This is a genomic window from Lentzea sp. HUAS12 (genome assembly GCF_024125735.1).
GTDB classification, from domain to species: Bacteria; Actinomycetota; Actinomycetes; order Mycobacteriales; family Pseudonocardiaceae; genus Lentzea; species Lentzea albida.
Genome location: NZ_CP099738.1, coordinates 5,022,095 through 5,043,024, shown reverse-complemented (window position 1 = coordinate 5,043,024; position 20,930 = coordinate 5,022,095). Strand labels below are relative to the sequence as shown.

The 20,930-nt window shown below is 70.8% G+C and carries 19 protein-coding genes; 16 read left to right on the top strand and 3 right to left on the bottom strand.

Going from position 1 to position 20,930, the window contains the following annotated elements:
- Positions 1-62: 62 nt before the first annotated feature.
- The 4 genes from ND450_RS22340 (at position 63) to ND450_RS22325 (ending at position 2,843) form a co-directional block, all read left to right on the top strand.
- Positions 63-551: a YbaK/EbsC family protein gene (locus ND450_RS22340; RefSeq protein WP_253320712.1), complete on the top strand. Its 489-nt coding sequence runs from the start codon at positions 63-65 to the stop codon at positions 549-551.
- A complete protein-coding gene (locus tag ND450_RS22335; RefSeq protein ID WP_089924334.1) occupies positions 548-1,111 on the top strand; it encodes a GNAT family N-acetyltransferase in 564 nt (187 codons plus the stop codon). The genes ND450_RS22340 and ND450_RS22335 overlap by 4 nt, the downstream gene beginning before the upstream one ends.
- A gap of 119 nt (positions 1,112-1,230) precedes the next feature.
- On the top strand, positions 1,231-1,860 hold the full coding sequence (locus ND450_RS22330; RefSeq protein WP_253320711.1) for a GntR family transcriptional regulator: 630 nt from the start codon (positions 1,231-1,233) through the stop codon (positions 1,858-1,860).
- Positions 1,857-2,843: a 1-aminocyclopropane-1-carboxylate deaminase gene (locus ND450_RS22325; RefSeq protein ID WP_253320710.1), complete on the top strand. Its 987-nt coding sequence runs from the start codon at positions 1,857-1,859 to the stop codon at positions 2,841-2,843. The genes ND450_RS22330 and ND450_RS22325 overlap by 4 nt, the downstream gene beginning before the upstream one ends.
- Positions 2,844-3,331: 488 nt before the next feature.
- On the opposite strand, the gene ND450_RS22320 is transcribed toward ND450_RS22325, so the two are convergent.
- Positions 3,332-7,873 (bottom strand): ATP-dependent helicase, encoded by a 4,542-nt coding sequence (locus tag ND450_RS22320; RefSeq protein WP_253320709.1) that lies wholly within the window; start codon positions 7,871-7,873, stop codon positions 3,332-3,334.
- 109 nt (positions 7,874-7,982) lie between these two features.
- Between ND450_RS22320 and ND450_RS22315 the strand changes: the two genes are divergently transcribed.
- The 7 genes from ND450_RS22315 (at position 7,983) to ND450_RS22285 (ending at position 14,626) form a co-directional block, all read left to right on the top strand.
- Positions 7,983-9,845 (top strand): Hsp70 family protein, encoded by a 1,863-nt coding sequence (locus ND450_RS22315; protein ID WP_253320708.1) that lies wholly within the window; start codon positions 7,983-7,985, stop codon positions 9,843-9,845.
- A gap of 53 nt (positions 9,846-9,898) precedes the next feature.
- On the top strand, positions 9,899-11,155 hold the full coding sequence (locus ND450_RS22310) for an MFS transporter (RefSeq protein ID WP_253320707.1): 1,257 nt from the start codon (positions 9,899-9,901) through the stop codon (positions 11,153-11,155).
- Positions 11,156-11,164: 9 nt separating this feature from the next.
- Positions 11,165-11,359, top strand: a complete 195-nt coding sequence (locus ND450_RS22305; RefSeq protein ID WP_177230101.1) for a DUF3046 domain-containing protein — start codon at positions 11,165-11,167, stop codon at positions 11,357-11,359.
- Between the two features lie 147 nt (positions 11,360-11,506).
- Positions 11,507-12,553: a recombinase RecA gene (gene recA / locus ND450_RS22300; RefSeq protein WP_089924312.1), complete on the top strand. Its 1,047-nt coding sequence runs from the start codon at positions 11,507-11,509 to the stop codon at positions 12,551-12,553.
- Positions 12,554-12,566: 13 nt separating this feature from the next.
- Complete coding sequence (locus tag ND450_RS22295; protein ID WP_089924309.1) at positions 12,567-13,076, top strand: regulatory protein RecX; 510 nt, start codon at positions 12,567-12,569, stop codon at positions 13,074-13,076.
- A 75-nt stretch (positions 13,077-13,151) separates the two neighbouring features.
- Entirely contained in the window at positions 13,152-13,610 is a 459-nt protein-coding gene (locus tag ND450_RS22290; protein WP_177230100.1) for a MarR family winged helix-turn-helix transcriptional regulator, read from the top strand.
- A 215-nt stretch (positions 13,611-13,825) separates the two neighbouring features.
- Positions 13,826-14,626 carry an alpha/beta fold hydrolase gene (locus tag ND450_RS22285; RefSeq protein ID WP_253320706.1) on the top strand — a complete coding sequence of 267 codons (801 nt, stop codon included), beginning with the start codon at positions 13,826-13,828 and terminating at the stop codon, positions 14,624-14,626.
- A 54-nt stretch (positions 14,627-14,680) separates the two neighbouring features.
- Here the strand turns inward: ND450_RS22285 and ND450_RS22280 are convergent, their stop codons facing one another.
- On the bottom strand, positions 14,681-15,478 hold the full coding sequence (locus ND450_RS22280) for a serine protease (protein ID WP_253320705.1): 798 nt from the start codon (positions 15,476-15,478) through the stop codon (positions 14,681-14,683).
- Between the two features lie 145 nt (positions 15,479-15,623).
- On the opposite strand from ND450_RS22280, the gene ND450_RS22275 reads away from it, so the two are divergent.
- Genes ND450_RS22275 through ND450_RS22265 form a run of 3 tightly spaced genes read left to right on the top strand, consistent with a single transcriptional unit; the run spans position 15,624 to position 18,321 of the window.
- On the top strand, positions 15,624-16,385 hold the full coding sequence (locus ND450_RS22275) for a hypothetical protein (RefSeq protein ID WP_253320704.1): 762 nt from the start codon (positions 15,624-15,626) through the stop codon (positions 16,383-16,385).
- A gap of 42 nt (positions 16,386-16,427) precedes the next feature.
- Positions 16,428-17,195 (top strand): RNA ligase family protein, encoded by a 768-nt coding sequence (locus ND450_RS22270; protein ID WP_253320703.1) that lies wholly within the window; start codon positions 16,428-16,430, stop codon positions 17,193-17,195.
- Complete coding sequence (locus ND450_RS22265) at positions 17,188-18,321, top strand: AAA family ATPase (protein ID WP_253320702.1); 1,134 nt, start codon at positions 17,188-17,190, stop codon at positions 18,319-18,321. Before ND450_RS22270 ends, ND450_RS22265 begins: the two co-directional genes overlap by 8 nt.
- A gap of 3 nt (positions 18,322-18,324) precedes the next feature.
- Here ND450_RS22265 and ND450_RS22260 read toward each other — a convergent pair whose 3' ends face one another.
- Positions 18,325-19,509, bottom strand: a complete 1,185-nt coding sequence (locus tag ND450_RS22260; protein ID WP_253327973.1) for a DUF4142 domain-containing protein — start codon at positions 19,507-19,509, stop codon at positions 18,325-18,327.
- A gap of 308 nt (positions 19,510-19,817) precedes the next feature.
- On the opposite strand from ND450_RS22260, the gene ND450_RS22255 reads away from it, so the two are divergent.
- Both ND450_RS22255 and ND450_RS22250 read left to right on the top strand, forming a co-directional pair.
- Complete coding sequence (locus ND450_RS22255; RefSeq protein ID WP_253320701.1) at positions 19,818-20,345, top strand: sigma-70 family RNA polymerase sigma factor; 528 nt, start codon at positions 19,818-19,820, stop codon at positions 20,343-20,345.
- A 2-nt stretch (positions 20,346-20,347) separates the two neighbouring features.
- Positions 20,348-20,779 (top strand): zf-HC2 domain-containing protein, encoded by a 432-nt coding sequence (locus tag ND450_RS22250; RefSeq protein WP_253320700.1) that lies wholly within the window; start codon positions 20,348-20,350, stop codon positions 20,777-20,779.
- The last annotated feature ends 151 nt before the right edge of the window (positions 20,780-20,930 follow it).

Genomic DNA, 20,930 nt, shown 5'->3' with positions numbered 1-20,930 from the left:
CCAGCCGATGGATTCCTCAACCCGCCCCACCACGTGGGCGTGAGTCGTGGTCTGATGGAGACGTGAGCTCGCTCGAACACCCCGGAATCCGCAAGGTAGCGGAAGCCCTCCCGGCCGCCACCGCCGCACGCATCGTCGTGCTGCCGGACGCCGTGCGGACCGCGGCGGCCGCGGCGCAGGCGGTGGGCGTGCAGGTCGGCGCGATCGCGAACAGCCTGGTCTTCGCCGCCGTGCGCGACGGAGAGGCGGCCCCGCTGCTCGTCCTGACGTCGGGCGCGCACCGCGCGGACACGTCGCTGATCGCCGGGCTGGTGGGCGCGGACGCGGTCAAGCGCGCCGACCCCGAGTTCGTCCGCGAGCACACGGGCCAGGTCATCGGCGGTGTGTCCCCGGTCGGGCACCCGGCGCCGATCGAGACCGTGGTGGACGAGTCGCTGTCCGGCTACGACGAGATCTGGGCGGCCGCGGGCCACCCGCACGCCGTGTACCCCACGACCTTCGCGGACCTGGTGGCGCTGACGGGCGGACGCGTCGCGGCGGTGGCGTCATGACGGCCTCGCCGCGCCTGGAGCGCATCGTCGAGATGACGGCCGCGGAGCTGAACGAGCGGCTGGGCGAGGCGCTCGCGCTGTACGTGACGGCGATGAACTACCCGCCCGCCACCGTCGAGCAGCGCGCGCCGATGTGGCTCGCGCACATGATGCGCGAGGACTGGCGCTGCGTTGTCGCGCTGGGGGAGCAGGACGAGCTCGTCGGCATCGGCTACGGCTACCGCGGCGCGGCCGGCCAGTGGTGGCACGAACAGGTGCGGCGCGGCCTGATGCAGGTGTCGCCGCCCGCTGTCGTCGACGAATGGCTCACCGACTACTTCGAGCTGACCGAACTGCACGTGCTGCCGCGCGCTCAGGGCCGCGGCCTCGGCGAGGACCTGCTCCGCAGGCTCATGGAGGGCGTGCCGTCCTCCCGCGTGCTGCTGTCCACCCCCGAAGGCCCGAGCAAGGCGTGGAAGCTCTACCGCCGCGTCGGCTTCCTGGACGTGCTGCGGCACTACCAGTTCACCGGCGACCCGCGCCCGTTCGCGGTCCTCGGCCGAACGCTGCCGATCACCTAGGCCTCCCGGCTTTTCCGGCCTGCTCGACGTCGTCGAGCAGGCCGTTTTCGTGCGCGGACGTCTCATCGTCGCTCGGCGAGGGGTTGCGATCACCTGACCCCGTCCCTACGCTCACCAATATGCAATATATTGGATATGGGTCACTGAAGGAGCGGGCGGCGGCCGAGATCCGGTCAGCGATCGTGCGCGGTGACCTCGAGCCGGGCACGCCCATCAAGGACGTCGAGCTGGCGGAGCGGCTCGGCCTGTCCCGCACCCCGGTGCGCGAGGCGCTCGCGACGCTGACCGACGAAGGCCTGGTCGAGACCAAGCCGCACGCCTACACCCGTGTCACCGCGCTGGAAGCCGAACCCGTGCGCGACGCACTCGTCGTCGTGCAGTCCATGCACGCCCTCGCCGCCGGCATCGCGGTGCCGAGGATGTCGGACGAGGACATCGCCGCGATGCGCACCGCGAACAAGGCCTTCAAGAAGGCGCTCGACGCCGACGACGCCGTCGCCGCGCTGGCCGCCGACGACGAGTTCCACGCGGTGGCCGTCCGCCGCTGCGGCAACTTCGCGATCGCCGCGACCATCGACCGCTTCACCCCGCTGGTGCGCAGGGCCGAGCACAGCCGGTTCTCCTCACCGAACGCCCGCCACTCCGTCACCCAGCACCAGCAGATCATCGAGGCGTGCGAGAAGGGCGACGCCGCGCTCGTCACCACGCTGGTCGACGAGAACTGGAGCACCCTGGAAGAGGAACTGTGACCAGATTCCCGCTGCTCTTCGGGCCGTCGCCGGTCCACCGCCTCGACCGCCTCACCGCACACCTCGGCGGCGCCGCGGTCTGGGCCAAGCGCGAAGACTGCAACTCCGGCCTCGCCTACGGCGGCAACAAGACCCGCAAGCTCGAGTACCTCGTCGCCGACGCGCTGGCCACCGGCTGCGACACGCTCGTGTCGATCGGTGGCATCCAGTCCAACCACACCCGCCAGGTAGCGGCCGCCGCGGCCCGCGCCGGCCTCAAGGCCGTGCTGGTGCAGGAGAGCTGGGTCGACTGGGCCGACGTGGGCAGCGACCGCGTCGGCAACATCCTGCTCAGCCGCATGATGGGAGCCGACGTCCGCCTGGTGGACGCCGAGTTCGGCATCGGCGTCAAACCGGCCTGGGAACAGGCGATCGAGGAGGTCCGCGCCGCCGGCGGCAAGCCCTACCCGATCCCCGCCGGAGCCTCCGACCACCCGCTCGGCGGCATGGGCTTCGCGAACTGGGCGGACGAGGTCCGCCAGCAGGAGGCGCAGCTCGGCGTCTTCTTCGACACGATCGTCGTCTGCTCGGTCACCGGCAGCACCCAGGCGGGCATGGTCGCGGGCTTCGCGAACGACACCGGCCGCCGCGTGCTGGGCATCGACGCCTCCGCCAAGCCCGCCGAGACCCTCGCCCAGATCACCCGCATCGCGCACAACACCGCCAAGCTGCGCGAGGTCACGGTGTCCGAAGAGGACATCCTCCTCGACGACCGCTTCCACGCCGGCACCTACGGCATCGCCGACGACTCCACAGTGGACGCCATGCGCCTGGGTGCGAGCCTCGAGGGCATGATCACCGACCCGGTGTACGAGGGGAAGTCGCTGGCGGGGCTCATCCACCTCGTGTCGTCGGGGGAGATCGGTCGCGACTCCACGGTGTTGTACGCGCACCTGGGCGGGCAGCCGGCTCTGAACGCCTACAGCTCGCTGTTCCCGCGGTAGTTCGGGGAGGGGACCGCGCGGGGCTCGATTGGGGGGGCGACGCGGGTGATGCGGATGACGCGGGTGACGTTGTGGGCGGGAGCGTTGCCCTGGGCCGGACCGAGCCGAGCGGGCCGGGCGAGCCGGCTGAGCTGGGCGAGCCGGGCCGGGCGCGTGGCGGTTCGGGCGTGACCGGCGAATTGTCGCGCCGGGCGAGGAGCGCGAGAGCAACGGTTGGGGGCGAGAGGAGCACGCCAAGTCCATCGAGGCCGGAGGTGTGCGAGCCCCGCCCACCCCGCCCAACCCAGCCCCGGCCCAGCTCGCCGGGCCTGCCGCGGCCAGCCGGGTCAGGCCTGGTCCGGCACGTCCAGTCCGGCCCGGCCGGCTCGTCCAGCCAGCCGCCCGGCCTGCCAAGCTCGGCTCGACCAGCCCGGCCCGGCCGGCTCGTCCAGCCAGCCGCCCGGCCTGCCAAGCTCGGCTCGACCAGCCCGGCCCGGCGGAGGCTTGGGTCAGGCCCGCAGGCGCAGGCCCTTCGGGGTTGCGCGGAAGCCCGCCTCCTGCAGGACCGTGGCCAGGTGCGAGGTCAGCGCCACCTCGCCGTCGGCCCGCTGGACCGCTAGCTGGCCCAGCCAGCCGTCGCGGACTGCTCGGCTCAGGGCGTTCGCGGCCGTGCGGAGGGTCGGGTCGTCGTCGGTGAACGAGAGGAGGGACTTGCCTCCTCGTTCCACGTACAGGGCGGGCATGCCGTCCACCAGGACGGCCAGCGCGCCTGCCTTGCGGGCCGGCCTGTGCTTGCCTTCGCCGAGCGGGTCCGGCCACGCCAGGGCGGCGCCGTAGGGCTGGGCCGGGTCGGCCGCGGCCAGGACCACCGCGGTCTGGTCGGCCTGGGACTGCTGGCCCGGTGGGCGGGACAGCGCCCTCAGGCGGTCGACCGCGCCCCGGGCCGCGAACTGGGCGGCGCCCAGGCCTTCCACGACGTAGCCGCGGATGACCTGGCCCGACTCCTCCATGGCCCGCAGCACCTTGTAGACGCCGCTGAAGCCGCCCGTCACGCGCTCGGTGTCGAGGGCGCCCCTGGTGAGGACGCCGTGGCGTTCCAGGAAGGCCTCGGCCCGCGCGTGGGCTCGGCGGGTCGGGCTTTCGGCCGGGGTCACCGCGAGCGACCAGCGGCCGGCGGCGGTGGGCGGGCCCGTGCGGGAAGGCATGTCCGGGCGGGAGCGCAGGCGGGCGTAGCGGCCTCGGGGGGCGGCTCGGCGGGGCTTGTGGGCGGCGCCGCCGCCCGACACGAGGGCTCGCAGCGGCGACAGCGTGTCGTTCGTGACCAGGCCCGCCCAGACGAGGTCCCACAGCGTGCCGACGACCTCGGCGTCGGTGCACGTCACGGACGCCGACGCCCGGTCGACCACCTGGCGGAAGAACAACGCCCCGCCGGACAACGCCTCCAGGACCGCCGTGTGCAGCGGTGACTCCGGGATCGACTCCGGCACCAGGTCCGGCAGCAGCAGGTCGGCCACGTCGGTCGGGGCGAGCGCGATCCAGCCGTCGCCGCCCGCCAGCGCGCCGCAGCCCGTCCACGTCACCTCGCCGGACGCCGTCAGCTCGTCCAGCAGCGCCGGGTAGTAGCCCGGCAACCTCGACGGCAGCAGCAGCGACTCCAGCGCGCTGGCCGGAAGTGGTGCGCCGGCGAGCTGTTCCACCACCGAGAACACGTCGTCGAGCGTCGGCGCCGCGCGCAACCGGCGGCCCAGCCCGTGCCACTGCGGCAGGAACCTGCCCAGCGCGGCCGGTTCGACCGGCTCCACCTCGGACCGCAGCCGCGCCAGCGACGCCCGGCGCAGGCGGCGCAGCACGTCCGCGTCGCAGTACTCGGTGTGCGTGCCGCCGGGGCGGAGTTCGCCGCGCGCCAACCGGCCTGTGGCCGCCATGCGTTCGAGCACGCCCGTCACCACGGCCACGCCCAGGCCGAAGCGCGCGGCGGGTTCCGAGGCGGGGAACGGACCGTGCGTGCGGGCGTAACGGCTCAGCAGCTCGCCCAGCGGATCCGCCACCGGTTCGGTGAACGCCTCCGGCACGCCGACCGGGAGGGCGACACCGAGCGCGTCGCGGACCTTGCCCGCGTCCTCGATCGAGATCGTGCGTTCCTCGCCGGCGATCCGGACCCGGATGACCCGGCGCTGCGCCAGCAGCTCGTCCAGCCACTCGCGGGGCACGCCGCGTTCGAGCGCCTCCGCGTCCGACAGATCTCCGAGGAACCGCAACAGGTCCGCGGCGTCCTCGGCGTGACGCGGGCGGCGGTCCTCGGAGAGGCGCTGCAGGCTCTGCTCGACCTCGGCGACGACCTCCGGGTCGAGCAGCTCGCGGATCGCCTCCGAGCCGAGCAGCTCCGCGAGCAGCGTCGAGTCGAGCGACAGCGCCGCCGCCCGCCGTTCCGCCAGCGGGGCGTCCGCCTCGTAGAGGAACATGCCGACGTACCCGAACAGCAGGCTGCGGGCGAACGGCGACGGCGACGGCGTCTCGACCTCGACCACGCGCACCTTGCGCGCGCGGACGTCCGACATCAGCTCCTTCAGGCCCGGCACGTCGTAGACGTCCTGAAGGCACTCGCGCATCGCCTCCAGGACCACCGGGAAGCTCTCGTACTTCGCGGCGACCGACAGCAGCTGCGCCGACCGCTGACGCTGCTGCCACAACGGGGTGCGCCGCTTCGGATCACGCCGGGGCAGCAGCAGCGACCGGGCCGCGCACTCGCGGAACCGGGCCGCGAACAACGCCGAACCGCCCACCTCCGCGACCACGATCTGCTCGACCTCGTCGGGGTCGAGCAGCACGTCCTCCGCGCCCGCCGTCACCTCCGCGCCCTCGTAGTCCAGCGCGTCGGGCAGCCGCAGCACGATGCCGTCGTCGGAGTGCGCGGCCTGCACCTCCACACCGCGCTTCTCGCGCAGCCGGGCCGCGATCGCCAACGCCCACGGCGCGTTCACCTGGGCGCCGAACGGGGAGTGCACGACGAGCCGCCAGTCGCCCAGCTCGTCGCGGAACCGTTCCACCAGAACGGTCCTGTCGTTCGGCACGTGCCGGGTGGCCTCCCGCTGCTCGCCCAGGTACGCCAGGAGGTTGTCCGTCGCCCACTCGTCGAGTCCGGCCGACACCGCCCGTTCGCGCGCGGCCGAATCCTCCATCGTGGACACTTCGCGCAGGAACTTCCCCATCGCACGGCCGAGTTCCAGCGGACGGCCGGGGGCGTCGCCCTTCCAGAACGGCATCCGCGCGGGCTGCCCCGGCGCGGGCACCACGATCACCCGGTCGTGCGTGATGTCCTCGACCCGCCACGACGACGTGCCCAGCAGGAACGTGTCGCCGACCCGCGACTCGTAGACCATCTCCTCGTCGAGCTCGCCGACGCGCGAGCCCGGACCGTTCTCCGACGGCGGCGTCATGACGGTGTACATCCCCCGGTCGGGGATCGTGCCGCCGGACGTGACCGCCAGCCGCTGCGAACCAGGACGGCCGCGCAGCTCGGAGTTGACCCTGTCCCAGGTGATCCGCGGCCGCAGCTCGCCGAACTCCTCGGACGGGTACCGGCCGGACAGCATGTCCAGCACCGCGTTCAGCGCCGAGTCGGGCAGCCCCGCGAACGGTGCCGCCCGCCGCACGAGCGCCGTCAGCTCCTCGACCGTCCACGTCTCCATCGCCACCATCGCGACGACGTGCTGCGCCAGCACGTCGAGCGGGTTGCGCGGGAACCGCACGGCCTCGATCGCGCCGTCCCGCATCCGCTCCGCCACCACCGCGCACGACACCAGGTCGCCGCGGAACTTCGGGAACATCACGCCCCGCGACACCGCGCCCACCTGGTGCCCGGCGCGGCCGACGCGCTGCAGCCCGGACGCGACCGACGGCGGCGCCTCCACCTGCACCACCAGGTCGACCGAGCCCATGTCGATGCCGAGCTCCAGCGACGACGTGGCCACGACGCAGGGCAGGCGCCCCGACTTCAGGTCCTCCTCGACGGAGGTGCGCTGTTCACGTGACATCGAGCCGTGGTGCGCACGGGCGACGGACGCGGTCTTCTGCACCGTCATCCCCGACTGGCCGATCGCCTCGGCGGGGAACGACTCCAGCTCTGAAGCCTCTTCCGCGAGCTCGTTCAGGCGCGCGGTCAGCCGTTCGGCGAGCCGCCGCGAGTTCGCGAAGACGATCGTGGACCGGTGCGCCCGCACCAGTTCCAGTACGCGCGCCTCGACCGACGGCCAGATCGACGTGCGCTGCTCCGCGCCCGCGGCGGAGCCCGACACCTCGCCGGTCGGCTGGCCGAGCTGCGCCATGTCCTCGACCGGCACCTCGACCTCGACCTCGATGACCTTCGGGGTCTTCGGCTGCACGACCGACACCGGCCGCCCGCCGGCCAGGAACGTGCTGATCTCCTCGACCGGCCGCACCGTCGCCGACAACCCGATCCGCTGAGCCGGCCTGTCCAGCAGCGAATCCAGCCTTTCGAGTGACAACGCCAGGTGCGCGCCGCGCTTGGTGCCCGCCACCGCGTGCACCTCGTCGACGATCACCGTCTCGACGCCGCGCAGCGACTCCCGCGCCGACGACGTCAGCAGCAGGAACAACGACTCCGGGGTCGTCACCAGCACGTCGGGGGGCGTGCGCCCGAACGCCCTGCGTTCCTCCGGGGACGTGTCGCCCGTCCTCATACCGACCGCGATCGACGGCTCCGCGAGCCCCAGCCGCTGCGAGGCCTGCCGGATGCCGGTCAACGGCGCGCGCAGGTTGCGCTCGACGTCCACCGCCAGGGCTTTCAGCGGCGAGACGTACAGCACCCGGCAGCGCCGCTTCGGCTCCTCCGGCACGGAGGACGACGCCAGCCTGTCGAGCGCCCACAGGAACGCGGCCAGCGTCTTGCCCGAGCCCGTCGGGGCGATGACCAGCGCGTGCTCGCCCGCCGCCGCGGCCGCCCACGCCCCGGTCTGGGCCTGCGTGGGCGCGGCGAAGGCCCCGGCGAACCACTGCCTGGTCGCCGGTGAGAATGCCTCCATCACGTCCATGGCGACCATCATGACGCCGGGGTCCGACAATTTCTGATTACGCAGGTCCGAGCACCCGCCGAAGCCCGCTGTGGCACGATCACCGGGTACGTCCTTCGAGGGGAGCACGGTGCGCGTCCTGTCCGTCGACCTGGGCACCGCCAACACGGTTGCGGTGCTGTCCGACCACGGTGTGGTGGATGTGGACGGGGGGCCGACGATGCCCTCGTCCGTCTACCTCGACGAGGACGGCTCCCTGCGCGTCGGCAGGGAGGCGGAGCGGCGTTCGCGCCAGGACCCGTCGCGCTACGAGGCGAACCCCAAGCGCCACATCGACAAGGCGACGATCAGGCTCGGCGAGCAGAACCTGCCGACCAACGACGCGCTCGCGGCCATCTACGCGCGCGTCATGGAGGCCGTGACGGCGCTGCTGAAGGGCGAGCACCTCGACGAGATCCGCCTGACGCACCCGGCCGAATGGGGCCCGAGCAGGCGCAACAAGCTGCTGTCCTCGGCCAGGCTCGCGGGCATGACCGGCGAGCTCGTGCCCGTGCCCGAGGCCATCGCGGTGGCCTCGCTCGGCGGCGGCCGCCCCCTCGCCGTCTACGACTTCGGCGCCGACACGTTCGACGTCTCCGTGCTCGACTCCGAGCACCGCATCCTCGCCGACGGCAGCCTCAGCGACGTCGGCGGCCTCGACATCGACCAGGCGCTGCTGGAGCACATCGGCCGCATGGTCTCGCACAAGGACCCGGCCGGCTGGCAGCGGCTGCTGCGCCCCACCACCGTCGACGATCACCGCGCGCGCCTCGGCCTGCGCGAGGAGCTGCGGCTCGCGAAGGAGGACCTCTCCGAGCTGCCCCAGGTCGAGGTGCTGATGCCGGAGCCGTTCGAGAAGGTCGTCATCACCCGCGCCGAGCTGGAGGCCCTGGTCAGGCCGAGCCTGATCCGCAGCACCGAGGTGCTCATCTCCACGGTCCGCAAGGCCGGTGTCACGCCCGAGCACGTCTACCTCGTCGGCGGCTCCTGCCGGATGCCGCTGGTCGCGCAGGTGATCGCGGAGAAGGTCGGCATCGTCCCGACCAACCCCGACCACCCGGAGACGATCGTCGCGTCCGGCGCGCAGGTCGTGGACCGCGCGACGATCACGCTCAAGCCCGAGGACGACAAGCCCAAGTTCGTCGAGCCGCCCACGGTCGTGACCGCGCCGGTCAGCCCCGCCGTGAGCGGCCCGCACCCGGTCAACCCGAACGTCAGCGGCCCGAACCCGGTGATCAGCGGCTCCTACCCGAGCGGGTCGTACCCCAGCGGTTCCTACCCGAGCGGGTCCTACCCGAGCGGCGCGTACTCGGGCAGCGGCACCTACCCGGTGAACCCGAACGTCAGCGGCAGCTACCCGACGAACTTCCCGCAGCAGAAGGCGCCGAAGAAGGACAACAGGAAGGTCCTCGTCGGCGCCGGCGCGGCGGTCCTCGTGGTCGCGGGCATCATCGGCGCGGTCGTCGCGCTGTCCGGTCCCGGCCTGCCCAGCGCCGACGAGTGCAAGGACGACACCTCGCAGGACGGCCAGGGCTTCACGAAGTGCCTGCGCCAGCTCGCGGGCACCGTGCCGGACGGCGGCGGCTGCGAGAAGGCCGACTCCGCGCAGATCACCGGCATGGAGGAGATCAAGGGCACCGTCGTGAGCTGCACGATCCGCGACGGCTACGCGGTGCAGTACATCCTCACCGACAGCGTCACCGGTGCCGAGAACAACGCCGACGCCATCGCGAAGTCGTTCCAGACCGACCGCGTCGAAGCCGACTGGACCGGCAACGGCCTGCAGGGCGCCTACCGCGTGGCCACCTCCAGCGGCACCGGCGTGCTGGTGTTCACGGCCAAGGACCGCCCCATGTTCGGCATCCTCACCAAGACCGCCGAGGAGAACGCGGACGAGCTCAAGGCCGACGAAATGGCCGATTTCTTCGAGAAGTCCGTGCAACCGGGTGAGTAACCGCCCCTGATGGACCTGTCGGCGCGCCGCCGGACCGTGCCACGATCGTGATCATGGTGACCGTCGCGCCGCAGGTCGAACGCGTGCAGCGCAAGGTCGTCCGCGTCCTGACCGGCACCCAGGTGCTCGGGTCGGCGGCCGTGACGATCGGCCTCGCGTTCAGCACGCTGATCGCCGCCTCCCTGTCCGGGTCCGAGGCCGTCGGCGGGCTCGCGCAGACCGCGGCCGTCGCCGGTGCCGCGCTGCTCGCCCTGCCCGGTGCCCGCCTCGCCCAGCGCGGTGGACGGCGTCCCGCGCTCGTCCTCGGCTACGGCATGGGCGGGCTCGGCGCACTGGTCGCCGCCGTCGCCGTGGGGCTCGGCCTGTGGCAGCTGCTGCTGGTGGGGCTGCTCCTGTTCGGAGGGGCCTCCAGCGCGAACTACGCGGCCCGTTATGCCGCAACGGACCTGGCGCATCCTCACCGCCGTGCGCGTGAACTCTCGCGCGTGGTGTGGGCGGCCATGATCGGCGCCGTCATCGGTCCCAACCTCGCCGACCCCGCCGGGCGGGTGGCAGGCTCCCTCGGCCTGCCGGCGGACGCGGGGCCGTTCCTGCTGGCGGCCGTCGTGCTCGGCGCCGCGGTGCTGGTGATCCAGTTCGGGCTGCGGCCGGACCCGCTGGTCGTCGTGAAGAGCACACGACCGGTTGAACCTGCGCACTGCGCGGGCGGCTCGAGCGCGGCCCCCGGTGGCCTGAAGGTCTGGGGAACGCTCGGGCCGATGGCCAGGCTTGCACTCGTTGGTGTGACGTTGTGCCACACGGCGATGGTCGGGCTGATGTCGATGACGCCCGTGCACATGAACCACTCGGGGTCGTCGTTGCGCGTGGTCGGCGTGGTGATCAGCCTGCACGTAGCCGCGATGTACGCCGCGAGCCCGTTGTTCGGGTGGATGGCGGACCGGCTGGGCCGCGTGCCGGTGCTCGCGCTCGGCGCGTCGCTCGTGGTGGCGGCGTCCGGGGTCGCGGGGATGGCGCCCTCGCACGCCGCCCCGCAGCTCGCCGTGGGACTGGCGCTGCTCGGGTTCGGCTGGTCGGCCGGGCTGGTCGCCGGGTCCGCGCTGCTGACGGAGTCCGTGCCGGTGGACGACCGGCCCGCCGCGCAGGGACTCTCCGACCTGGTGATGAACGTCGGTGGTGCGGTCGGGGGAGCGGTGTCCGGGATCGTCGTCACGGCGTGGTCCTACGCGGCGCTCGGGCTGATCGTCGGGTTCACCGCGCTGCCGTTGCTCGTGGTGTGCCTCTTCGCGTCCCTGCGAAAGCCGGTTCGTTAGGGTCGTTCGGTGCGCATCACCATGTTCCGCAAACTCATGGCGGGGGAGTTCGGCCAGCTCAGGGCCGAGATGATCGCCCACGACCACGTGCTGTCGTCGCTCGGCGGCCGCACCGCCGACCAGGCCCTGGAGGCCGGGATCGGCGCCAAGGAGGTCTGGGTCGCGGTCTGCGACGCCTTCGAAGTTCCCGAGAACCGCCGCTGAGATGGCGGTTCGGAGTGTCACGTGTGCTCGAACACGTGTTCGGCTACAGTGGCCGCGACCCCCGGCTTCGCAGAATTGTCAGACCCCGCCAGTAGCGTCAGGTCCAACATGACGAAGCAACGGCAGACGACAAAAGGTGGACCCAAGATGGCACCCGCAGCACCCGACCGGGACAAAGCGCTCGAGCTGGCCCTGGCGCAGATCGACAAGCAGTTCGGCAAGGGCTCCGTGATGCGCCTCGGCGAGGAGGGCCGTGCCCCGATCGAGGTGATCCCGACCGGCGCGATCGCGCTGGACGTGGCGCTCGGCATCGGCGGTCTGCCGAGGGGTCGCGTCGTCGAGATCTACGGTCCTGAGTCCTCCGGTAAGACCACCGTCGCCCTGCACGCCGTCGCGAACGCCCAGAAGGCCGGCGGCATCGCCGCGTTCATCGACGCGGAGCACGCCCTCGACCCGGAGTACGCGAAGAAGCTGGGCGTCGACACCGACGCGCTGCTGGTGTCGCAGCCCGACACCGGTGAGCAGGCGCTGGAGATCGCGGACATGCTGGTCCGCTCCGGAGCGCTCGACATCCTGGTCATCGACTCGGTCGCCGCCCTCGTGCCGCGCGCCGAGATCGAGGGCGAGATGGGCGACAACCACGTGGGTCTGCAGGCCCGCCTCATGAGCCAGGCGCTGCGCAAGATCACCGGTGCGCTCAACGCGTCCGGCACGACCGCGATCTTCATCAACCAGCTGCGCGAGAAGATCGGCGTGATGTTCGGCTCCCCGGAGACCACGACCGGTGGTAAGGCGCTGAAGTTCTACGCCTCCGTGCGCCTGGACGTGCGCCGCATCGAGACCCTGAAGGACGGCGGCGAGCCCGTCGGCAACCGCACCAGGGTCAAGGTCGTGAAGAACAAGGTCGCGCCGCCGTTCAAGCAGGCCGAGTTCGACATCCTCTACGGCAAGGGCGTCAGCCGCGAGGGCTCGCTCATCGACATGGGCGTCGACCAGGGCATCCTGCGCAAGTCCGGTGCCTGGTACACCTACGAGGGCGACCAGCTGGGCCAGGGCAAGGAGAACGCCCGCAAGTTCCTGCTGGACAACCCGGACATCGCGAACGAGATCGAGAAGCGCATCAAGGACAAGCTCGGCATCGGCGCCACCCTCGACGCCGAAGAGGCGGCTCCCGCCGCGCCGGTCGAGTTCTAAGAGGTAGTGGGGTTTGGACGAGGCTGAGGAGCAGCGCAAGGCGCGGGACATCTGCTACGCGCTGCTCACCGCTCGGGCCCGCTCACGGCAGGAGCTGCACGACGCCCTGCTGCGCAAGGGGATCAGCGCCGGTGCCGCCGAGGTCGTGCTCGGCAAGTTCGACCGCGCCGGCCTGATCGACGACGCGCAGTTCGCCGAGATGTGGGTGCGTTCCCGGCACACGTACAACGGTCTGGGCCGCCGTGCCCTGGCCATGGAACTGCGCCGCAAGGGCGTGGCGGACGAGGTGGTGGCCGAGGCCGTCGCCGCGGTCGACGGCGAGGCCGAGGAAGAGCGCGCCCGCGAGCTCGTCCGCAAACGCCTGCGCACCCTGTCCGGCGTGGACGAGACGACGAAGATCCGTCGGCTCGTGGGTGCGTTGGCGCGCAAGGGTTATGCGGAAGGTCTCGCCTACCGCGTGGTGCGCGACGAACTGCGCAACGAGGGAGCCGAGGCGTCGGCACTGGACGAGCCCTGGTCGTAGACCGGGGCCGGCCGGTTCGCCGTGCCGCACTCGATCACGCCGCCCGGCCGGGTCGTGCCGAGTAGCCTGAATCGCGTGAGCACTACTCCCGATGCGCCGTCCGCCGTGACCCCCACGGTCTCGGACCTGCTCTGCTTCGACCTCTACACGACGTCGCGGGCGGTCACCGGCTTCTACCGCCCGATCCTCGACAAGGCGGGCATCACCTATCCGCAGTTCCTGGTGATGTTGCTGCTGTGGGAGCGGGACTCGCGGCCGATCCGGGAGCTCGTGCGCGAGCTCGACCTGGAGTACAGCACCCTCTCGCCGCTGATCAAGCGGCTGGAGAAGGGTGGTCTGCTGGTGCGCGTGACGCACCCCGACGACGAGCGGTCCGTGCTCGTGCAGCTCACCGACAAGGGCCGTGACCTGCGGTGGATCGGCGCTGAGATGTTCAACCAGCTCGGCGCGGCACTGGGCATGACGCTGGAGGAGATCGCCATCCTCCGCAAGGCGCTGCAGCGGGTGAAGCACGGGGCCGAGCGCGAGGCGTGACGCCTGGGCAAGGCCGCCAGATGGAGTGACCGGCCCCCGGAGACCCTTGGTGCGGCTGACGCGAAGGAGCGATCGGCGGCGTCGCCTCCCGGCGCCGACCAGTGGCCTGAAACACATCGCGTGCGAGGTAACTCGTCGGGTAACTTACATCGTGCACGACCTAATCGAACGCGATGCACCACCGCCACGGTGCCCGATGAGAGAGTGAGAGACCAATGCGAGTTCGCAAGGTGTTCGCGGTTCTGGGGACGCTGCTGGCGCTGGCCGCCGTTGTCCCGTCCGGCGCGGGTGCCGCGGAGAACGCCGAGAAGAAGGGCGCCAAGAAGCCGACCGTCGTGCTGGTGCACGGCGCGTTCGCGGACGGGTCCAGCTGGAACGGTGTCGTCGAGCGCTTGCAGCGCAAGGGATATCCGGTGGTGGCGGTCGCGAATCCGCTCAGGTCCGTCACCGGTGACGCGAACTACCTCAAGCAGGTGCTGGCCACGATCGAGGGCCCGATCGTCCTCGCCGGACACTCCTACGGCGGCATGGTCCAGTCGCAGGCGGCGCTCGGCAACCCGAACGTGAAGGCGCTCGTCTACGTCGCGGCGTTCGCGCCGGAGAAGGGCGAGAGCGCTCTCGAACTGTCGAACAAGCTGCCCGGCAGCACCCTCGGTGAGGCGGTGCGGCCCATCGCCCTCGGCGACGGCACCACCGACCTCGTGATCGCGCAGGACAAGTACTGGCAGCAGTTCGCGGCGGACGTGTCCCGCGAGGACGCGACCCTGGCGGCGGCGACCCAGCGCCCGATCAACGACACCGCGCTGAACGAGAAGGCAGGCGAGCCCGCCTGGAAGACCATCCCGTCGTACTTCGTGGTGGCGGGCAAGGACAAGAACATCCCGATCGCCGCGCAGAAGTGGATGGCCGAGCGCGCCCACGGCCGTGCGGTCGTCGAGGTCCGGGGAGCCTCGCACTCGGTGGCCGTGTCGCACCCGGACATCGTGGCCGACCTGATCGTGCGTGCGGCGCGGTAGGGGGAGGGACGGAGGAGCCGGGACGCGGGCAGGGGCGTCCCGGCTCCTTCGCGTTCAGGGCTTCGCGACCTCGCAGCCGGGAAGCGTCAGGTCCAGCCGGGTGCCGGGGGCGAAGCAGGCGGCGAAGCCGTACGTCTGCTGGCCGTAGTTGGTGTCCTTGCGGACCGTGATCTGGCCGGTGGCGTCGACCTCGCACGGGTTGTTCATCGTGCAGCGGCCGCCGCTCTCGTTGCCGGTGTTGTTGACGCCGACGACCTTGCCGCTCGCGGCGTCGATGATCGGCGAACCCGAAGTGCCGCCGATGGTGTTGCACGAAGGCGTGTAGCGCAGCGAGTCGTTCCAGGTCCAGCTCGCCTCCCTGACCTGGTGGACGAAGTCGTCGACCTGGCAGGAGTAGATCCTCGTCCAGTAGCCGGAGACGATCCGGATCTCCGACTTGGTGACGGGGCGCGTGGCCGACAGTTCCAGCGCGCGGCTGCCGTGCTGTTGCTGGATCTGCTGGTAGGACCTGTCGAGCCGGTAGAGCGCGGCGTCGGTGCCGGTCATGGTCGCGTAGACGAGCCTGGTGCCCTGCAGTTTCGCGATCTGCGTGCCGGATCCGCCGAGCAGCGTGAAGGTGCGGTCCGACGGCTGGTCGACGAGCACCTGGCCCGGTTTCATCAGGTCGACGCAGTGTCCGTTCGTGAGCACGAGCGCCTTGTCCTCGGGCGCCGAGGAGGGCAGGCGGACGAGCGAGCCGGAGCAGTTGCTGAGCTTCACGGTGCCGCTGAAGTCCACCGCGGCCTGGGCGGGCGCCGGTACGACGCCGAGTGCGGCGATCGCGGCCAGCAGAGTTCCGACGAGTCGAACCATGCACTCATCGTAGTCAGTCAGCTACCTTCAGGAGTCGGCCGCCTGGCCTCTTGTAGTTCGATCGGGTGAGCGCGTTCGGTGGTGCTAACGGGTGAAGCGGACCAATCGACGTGGTGGTCACATGTCAACGCCGACAGGAGCCGTGATGACCTACCCGCCGCCCGTCTACGCCCAGCCCCCGGTCGCACCGCCGAAGCCCGCGAGGTTCGGCGCGCTCGCCTGGACCGCGGTGATCCTCGGCATCGTCGGTGTCGTCGGCTCGTGGGTCATCTTCCTCAACAACCTCACCGCGGTCGCCGCGTTCGTCGGGATCGTGCTCGGCGTCATCGCGTTGTTCGGCACCCGCAAGGTACTCGCGCTCGTCGGCGTCGCCCTGTGCGTCCTCGCGATCGTGCTGACGGTGGTCGCGCAGCAGGCCGCCGTGAAGGAGCTCGACAAGATCCTGAACGGGGACGTGAACCAGGGGCAGGTCAGTGCGCCCGGCGAGACCGCGAAGCAGAACGCGCTCGCCGAGAACCCGACGTGGGGCAAGCGGTACTCGTGGGCGAACGGCCTCTCGGTCGACGTCGCCGCGCCGGTCGCGTGCACGCCCGGCAAGTTCGCGTCGCCGTCCACCATCACCCGCGCGGTGAAGTTCGAGGTCACCATCACGAACGGCACCACCGCCGCGTTCGAGACCGCGCTGATGTCGATGGGCACCGACGCGCAGTTCAACGGGCAGAAGGCCGAGAGGGTGTTCGACAGCGGTGGTGCCTGCGACAGCACGGTCGACTCGGCGACCGTGCTGCCCGGCAAGGCGTACACGTTCCACGTCGCGTACTCGGTGGGCGCGCAGCCCGGTGAGATGCAGCTCGTGTTCGAGCCGACCTTCAACTCCGACAAGGCGGCGTTCGTCGGCCAGGCGTAAACCGGTGGCCCGCGAGCACGCCGGCGGGTTACAAATCGGGGCATGTTGCGCAAGTACCCGCGAACGCCCCACCTCGAGGGCTCGCGCCTGCAACCGGGCGACGAGGACCTCGACCAGGTGCCGTTCCGCGCGATCGCGGGGCGGCACCTCGTCGTCGAGGAGAAGCTCGACGGTGCCAACGCGGGCATCAGCTTCGACTCCGGCGGCGTGCTGAAACTCCAGTCACGCGGCCATTTCCTGGCGGGTGGGCCGCGGGAACGCCAGTTCGCGCCGTTGAAGGCGTGGGCCGCGACGCACCAGGGCGTGCTGTGGGAGAGGCTCGGCGCGCGGTACGTGCTGTACGGGGAATGGTTGTACGCCAAACACACCGTCTTCTACGACGCGCTGCCGCACCACTTCTGCGAGTTCGACGTGCTCGACCGCTCGTCGGGCGAGTTCCTGTCCACTCCGGAACGGCGGCGGCTGCTCGATGGCACGCCGGTGGTGTCCGTGCCGGTGCTGCACGAGGGTCCGCTGCGACGCCTGAAGGACCTGACCGCGTTGGTCGGTCCGTCCACGTGCCGCACCTCCGGCTGGCGTGACGCGCTGGTCGGCGCGGCGCGCGCGGCCGGTCAGGACCCGGAGGTCGTCATCGCGGAAACGGACTCGGACGACGACATGGAAGGCCTCTACGTCAAGGTGGAGGAGGACGGGCGCACGGTCGGGCGCTACAAGTGGGTGCGGCCGACGTTCCTCACCGCTGTGCTCGACTCGGGCAGCCATTGGCAGGATCGCCCGATCCTGCCGAACCAGGTGGCGGCCCGTGTTTGAGGAACTCTGCCCCTCCGGTCCTGAGTGGACGCTGGACTGGGACGCCGTGCGCGCGGCGTTCCCGTGGGTGCGGGCCATGGAGGGCGTGCCGCAGGACCCGGTGCACCACGCCGAAGGCGACGTCGCCACGCACACCCGGATGGCGTGCGAGGCCTTGGTGTCGTTGCCCGAGTGGCGTTCGCGTCCTCTCCCGGATCGGGTGCGGTTGTTCGCGACGGTGCTGCTGCACGACGCCGCGAAGCCGTTCCGCACCCAGATCGCCGACGGCCGCGTCACCGCGCACGGCCACTCGCGCGCCGGTGACCTGCTGGCACGCAGGCTGTTGTGGGAGATGGGACGCCCGATCGCCTGGCGCGAGCACGTCGCCGCGCTGGTGCGGCACCACCAGGTCCCGTTCTGGGCGCTGGAACGGCCCGACCTCGACCGCATCGCGTTCCGGGTGAGCCTGCTCGCGCGCAACGACGACCTGGCGACGCTCACCCGCGCCGACATCTTCGGCCGGATCTGCGGTGACGCGGAGTCGGTGCTGGAGAACATCGCGCTGTTCGAGGAGTACTGCCGCGAGCGTTCGTGCCTGGACCGCCCGCGCGTCTTCCCGTCCGACCACGCCCGCTTCCAGTACTTCCGCACGCCCGGCCGCGACCCGGACTACGCCGCCTACGACGACACGCGCGTCGAGGTGACCGTGCTGTCGGGCCTGCCGGGCGTCGGCAAGGACCACTGGATCGCGCACAACAGGCCGGGTCTGCCGGTGGTGAGCCTCGACGCGGTGCGTGCCCGGCTCGGCATCGCGCCCGACGGCGACCAGCGCGCGGTGGCCGCCGCCGCGTTCGAGGAGGCCCGCGTGCTGTTGCGGGCGGGGGAGCCGTTCGTCTGGAACGCCACCAACATCTCCCAGCAACTCCGCGAGCGCTGCATCGGGCTCGCCGCGGACTACCGCGCCCGCGTCACCCTGGTCGGGCTGGAAGCACCGAAGGACGTGGTCCACGCCCGCAACCGCGCGCGTCCGGCGCCGGTGCCGGCCGCCGTGATCGACCGGCTCGTCGACAGGTGGGAGGCGGTCGACCCCACCGAGGCGCACACCGTCGAACGCGTGGACACGGCACCGCGGTCGAGCGGCGGGTAGCGGTCAGCGGCGGTGTTCGCCGTGGTGGCCGACCGCGCGGACGAGCCACAGGGTGCCCGCGCCGGCGACGACGAGGACGACGATGCCGGTCAGGAGGGCGACGCTCGTCGACGGCCCGCCGCCCTCCTGCGGCGGCGGGCCGCTGCTGGACTTCGACTGCGCGATGGCGGGGACGTCGGTCATCTGCAGCGAGTTCGCCTTCACCAGACCGGTGCCCTCGAGCAGCAGCATGTGCTTGAGCAGCAGGGTCAGGGCGGTCTGTGACGCGATGCGCGCGGGAAGGCTCTTCGTCGTCGCGCGCGAGTGGGCGACCTGGGTGATGAGCGAGCCGTCGGCCGCGCGGGACAGGTTGGCGTACATGGTGTCGAGCTCCGCACCCGAGCTGGACGAGATGGCGTTCGCCCACGACTTCTGCTCCGTCGTGGGCTCGGACGGGAGGTCCACGCCGATCTGGCGGGCGGCCTCCGTGACCGCCTGGGTCAGCTGGGTGTGCTCGGCGGCGAGCTGACCCGCGACCTTGCGGACCTTCGCGTCACGGGCGCGATCCGAGCTCTCGCGGCTCGCCGGTTTCTGCCACAGGGAATGCCGGGTGAGCAGGACGAGCAATTCCCGGTCCGACGGTTCGACGTTCTGGCCGAGGACGCGGACCGCGTTCACCTGCGCCTTGGCGGTCACCAGTTCCAGTGCCGACGGGTCGACCTTGCCGGTGTTCTCGAGGACCGTCATCGTGCGGATCAGCGTTTGAACGGTTTGGTGGGAAAGCGTCCGGATCTCGGTGTTCTGCGTTGTCGCCCGCGTTTGGACCGCCATCACCAACAGCCCGCCCTGCGCTTGCCGGACGATCGTCGCGTAAGCGCGGTCGTGGTTGTCACCGGTGCGTTCCGCCATCTCGTCGATGAGTGACTGGTGTTCACCGCTGACGTCGTTCTGCATGATCACGCCGAGTTCCTGCGCTGTTTTCCGGAGGTCGACGTCGAGCCGCGAATGGCCCTCGAAGATGTCCCGCCCGGCATTGCCGATGGCCGCGTCCGTGGTACGCGAAGGCACTTCTTTGCTCACCGGGACGAGCCACGAGTTCAGTTGGCGCAGGGATACCAGGAACGAACGGTCCGACGAGGTCACTTCCGTCGATTGGGCACGGGCCGGGACGGCTCCGATGAAAGCCCCCAGGAATACGACGGACAACATGGTGAACAGCGCCGCGCGCTGCCCCAGAGTGCCCAAACGGTGACGCATAGTGCCCGTTCCTCCCCACGATCGAGCTGCCTTCGAAGGTGATACGAGCAGGTGAGATCGGAGTTCACGGAACACCTGACGATGCTGATGTGATGTGGATCACAGTATATTCCGCGAACCATTAGCGCTCGATTTACGTACCCGAGAGGTTTTCGCGTTCGCGCTGTACCATTCAATGGATTCCACGCTCGGCCACCGAGTCGCTAGGACTGCCGCCCGAAGCGAACCCGTCGCCGATATCTGGGGAGGTCGTCAGCTTCATGGGTGATCAGGGCAAGGTCGCACAAGCCCACCAGGACGAAGAATTGCTCACGCTGCTCTACGGGCAGTTTCAGCGGATGCTGTACTCGCAGGTCCTGTGTCTGACCAACTACGACCGCCAGTGGACGGAAGACGTCGTCCAGGAGACGTTGATCAGGGCTTGGCAGAACTCCGCGCACCTCGTTCGCGAACCGGGGATGTTGCGCGGCTGGCTTTGTACTGTGGCTCGTCGCATTGTGATCGACGGATGGCGCAGCCGCCAGGCGCGCCCGCAGGAAGTGGAATTGTTGCGCCCGGACATCGCCGAATACCCGGACGACACGGAACAAACACTTTCGGTGATGGTTATTGTCGACGTAGTACGCCAATTGAGTGATGAACACCGTTCAGCGGTCTACGAAACGTATGTCATGGGACGAACGGTGAAGGAGGCGGCGATCGTTCTCGGAGTCCCGGAAGGAACCGTCAAGTCCCGGCTCTACAAAGCGATGCACACGATCCGCCGGGCGCTGCAGGACAGGAGCTAGTGATGGTGATCCGTCAACCACATCACGGGCACGCGGGAGCGGAGCAGGAGCAAGATCAGGAAGACCGCACGGGCCAGGAGGCTCCGTGCGGTGACGTGGCGGCGTTCGCGCTGGGTGTGCTCGACCCGGCGGAGCACGTCGCCTTCTCCCGGCACCTAGCCGGGTGCGAGAACTGCCGCCGGGACGCGGCCGACTTCGGTGAGTTCGCGCCGGTGCTGCGGCCGGTGCTGCGGGAGAACCCGCCCGGCGCGCGCCGGCCGTGCTCGATCGCGCGCAGCGTCCTGGTGGTGGCGGCGGGCGTCGTGGTGGCCATCGCCGCGGTGCTGTCGGTCGTGGAATCGCTCGCTTCGCACGCCGACCCCGTCGACGTCAGCACACTCATCCGCGCCGAGCCCGCTCACGACGAGCTGTTCCCGCTGCTCGAACGCAGATGAGTCCTGGTGGGAGCCGGTGAGCAGGCAGGCGAGGCGCACCCATGCGCGCACCAGCCCGGCGAAGATCATCGCTCGCTCTCACCCTCCGGCTGCGAACAGCTCGCAGTTCCGTCGACCGTTACCTGTGGGTAAGTTTGCCCGACGACGAAGC

Bases quoted from the DNA above. Each gene is read 5' to 3' on its own strand.
- ND450_RS22335 (WP_089924334.1), top strand. From the start codon at position 548: ATGACGGCCTCGCCGCGCCTGGAGCGCATCGTCGAGATGACGGCCGCG.
- ND450_RS22330 (WP_253320711.1), top strand. From the start codon at position 1,231: ATGCAATATATTGGATATGGGTCACTGAAGGAGCGGGCGGCGGCCGAG.
- ND450_RS22320 (WP_253320709.1), bottom strand. From the start codon at position 7,873: ATGGACGTGATGGAGGCATTCTCACCGGCGACCAGGCAGTGGTTCGCC.
- ND450_RS22310 (WP_253320707.1), top strand. From the start codon at position 9,899: ATGGTGACCGTCGCGCCGCAGGTCGAACGCGTGCAGCGCAAGGTCGTC.
- recA (WP_089924312.1), top strand. From the start codon at position 11,507: ATGGCACCCGCAGCACCCGACCGGGACAAAGCGCTCGAGCTGGCCCTG.
- ND450_RS22285 (WP_253320706.1), top strand. From the start codon at position 13,826: ATGCGAGTTCGCAAGGTGTTCGCGGTTCTGGGGACGCTGCTGGCGCTG.
- ND450_RS22280 (WP_253320705.1), bottom strand. From the start codon at position 15,478: ATGGTTCGACTCGTCGGAACTCTGCTGGCCGCGATCGCCGCACTCGGC.
- ND450_RS22275 (WP_253320704.1), top strand. From the start codon at position 15,624: ATGACCTACCCGCCGCCCGTCTACGCCCAGCCCCCGGTCGCACCGCCG.
- ND450_RS22270 (WP_253320703.1), top strand. From the start codon at position 16,428: ATGTTGCGCAAGTACCCGCGAACGCCCCACCTCGAGGGCTCGCGCCTG.
- ND450_RS22260 (WP_253327973.1), bottom strand. From the start codon at position 19,509: ATGTTGTCCGTCGTATTCCTGGGGGCTTTCATCGGAGCCGTCCCGGCC.
- ND450_RS22255 (WP_253320701.1), top strand. From the start codon at position 19,818: ATGGGTGATCAGGGCAAGGTCGCACAAGCCCACCAGGACGAAGAATTG.
- ND450_RS22250 (WP_253320700.1), top strand. From the start codon at position 20,348: ATGGTGATCCGTCAACCACATCACGGGCACGCGGGAGCGGAGCAGGAG.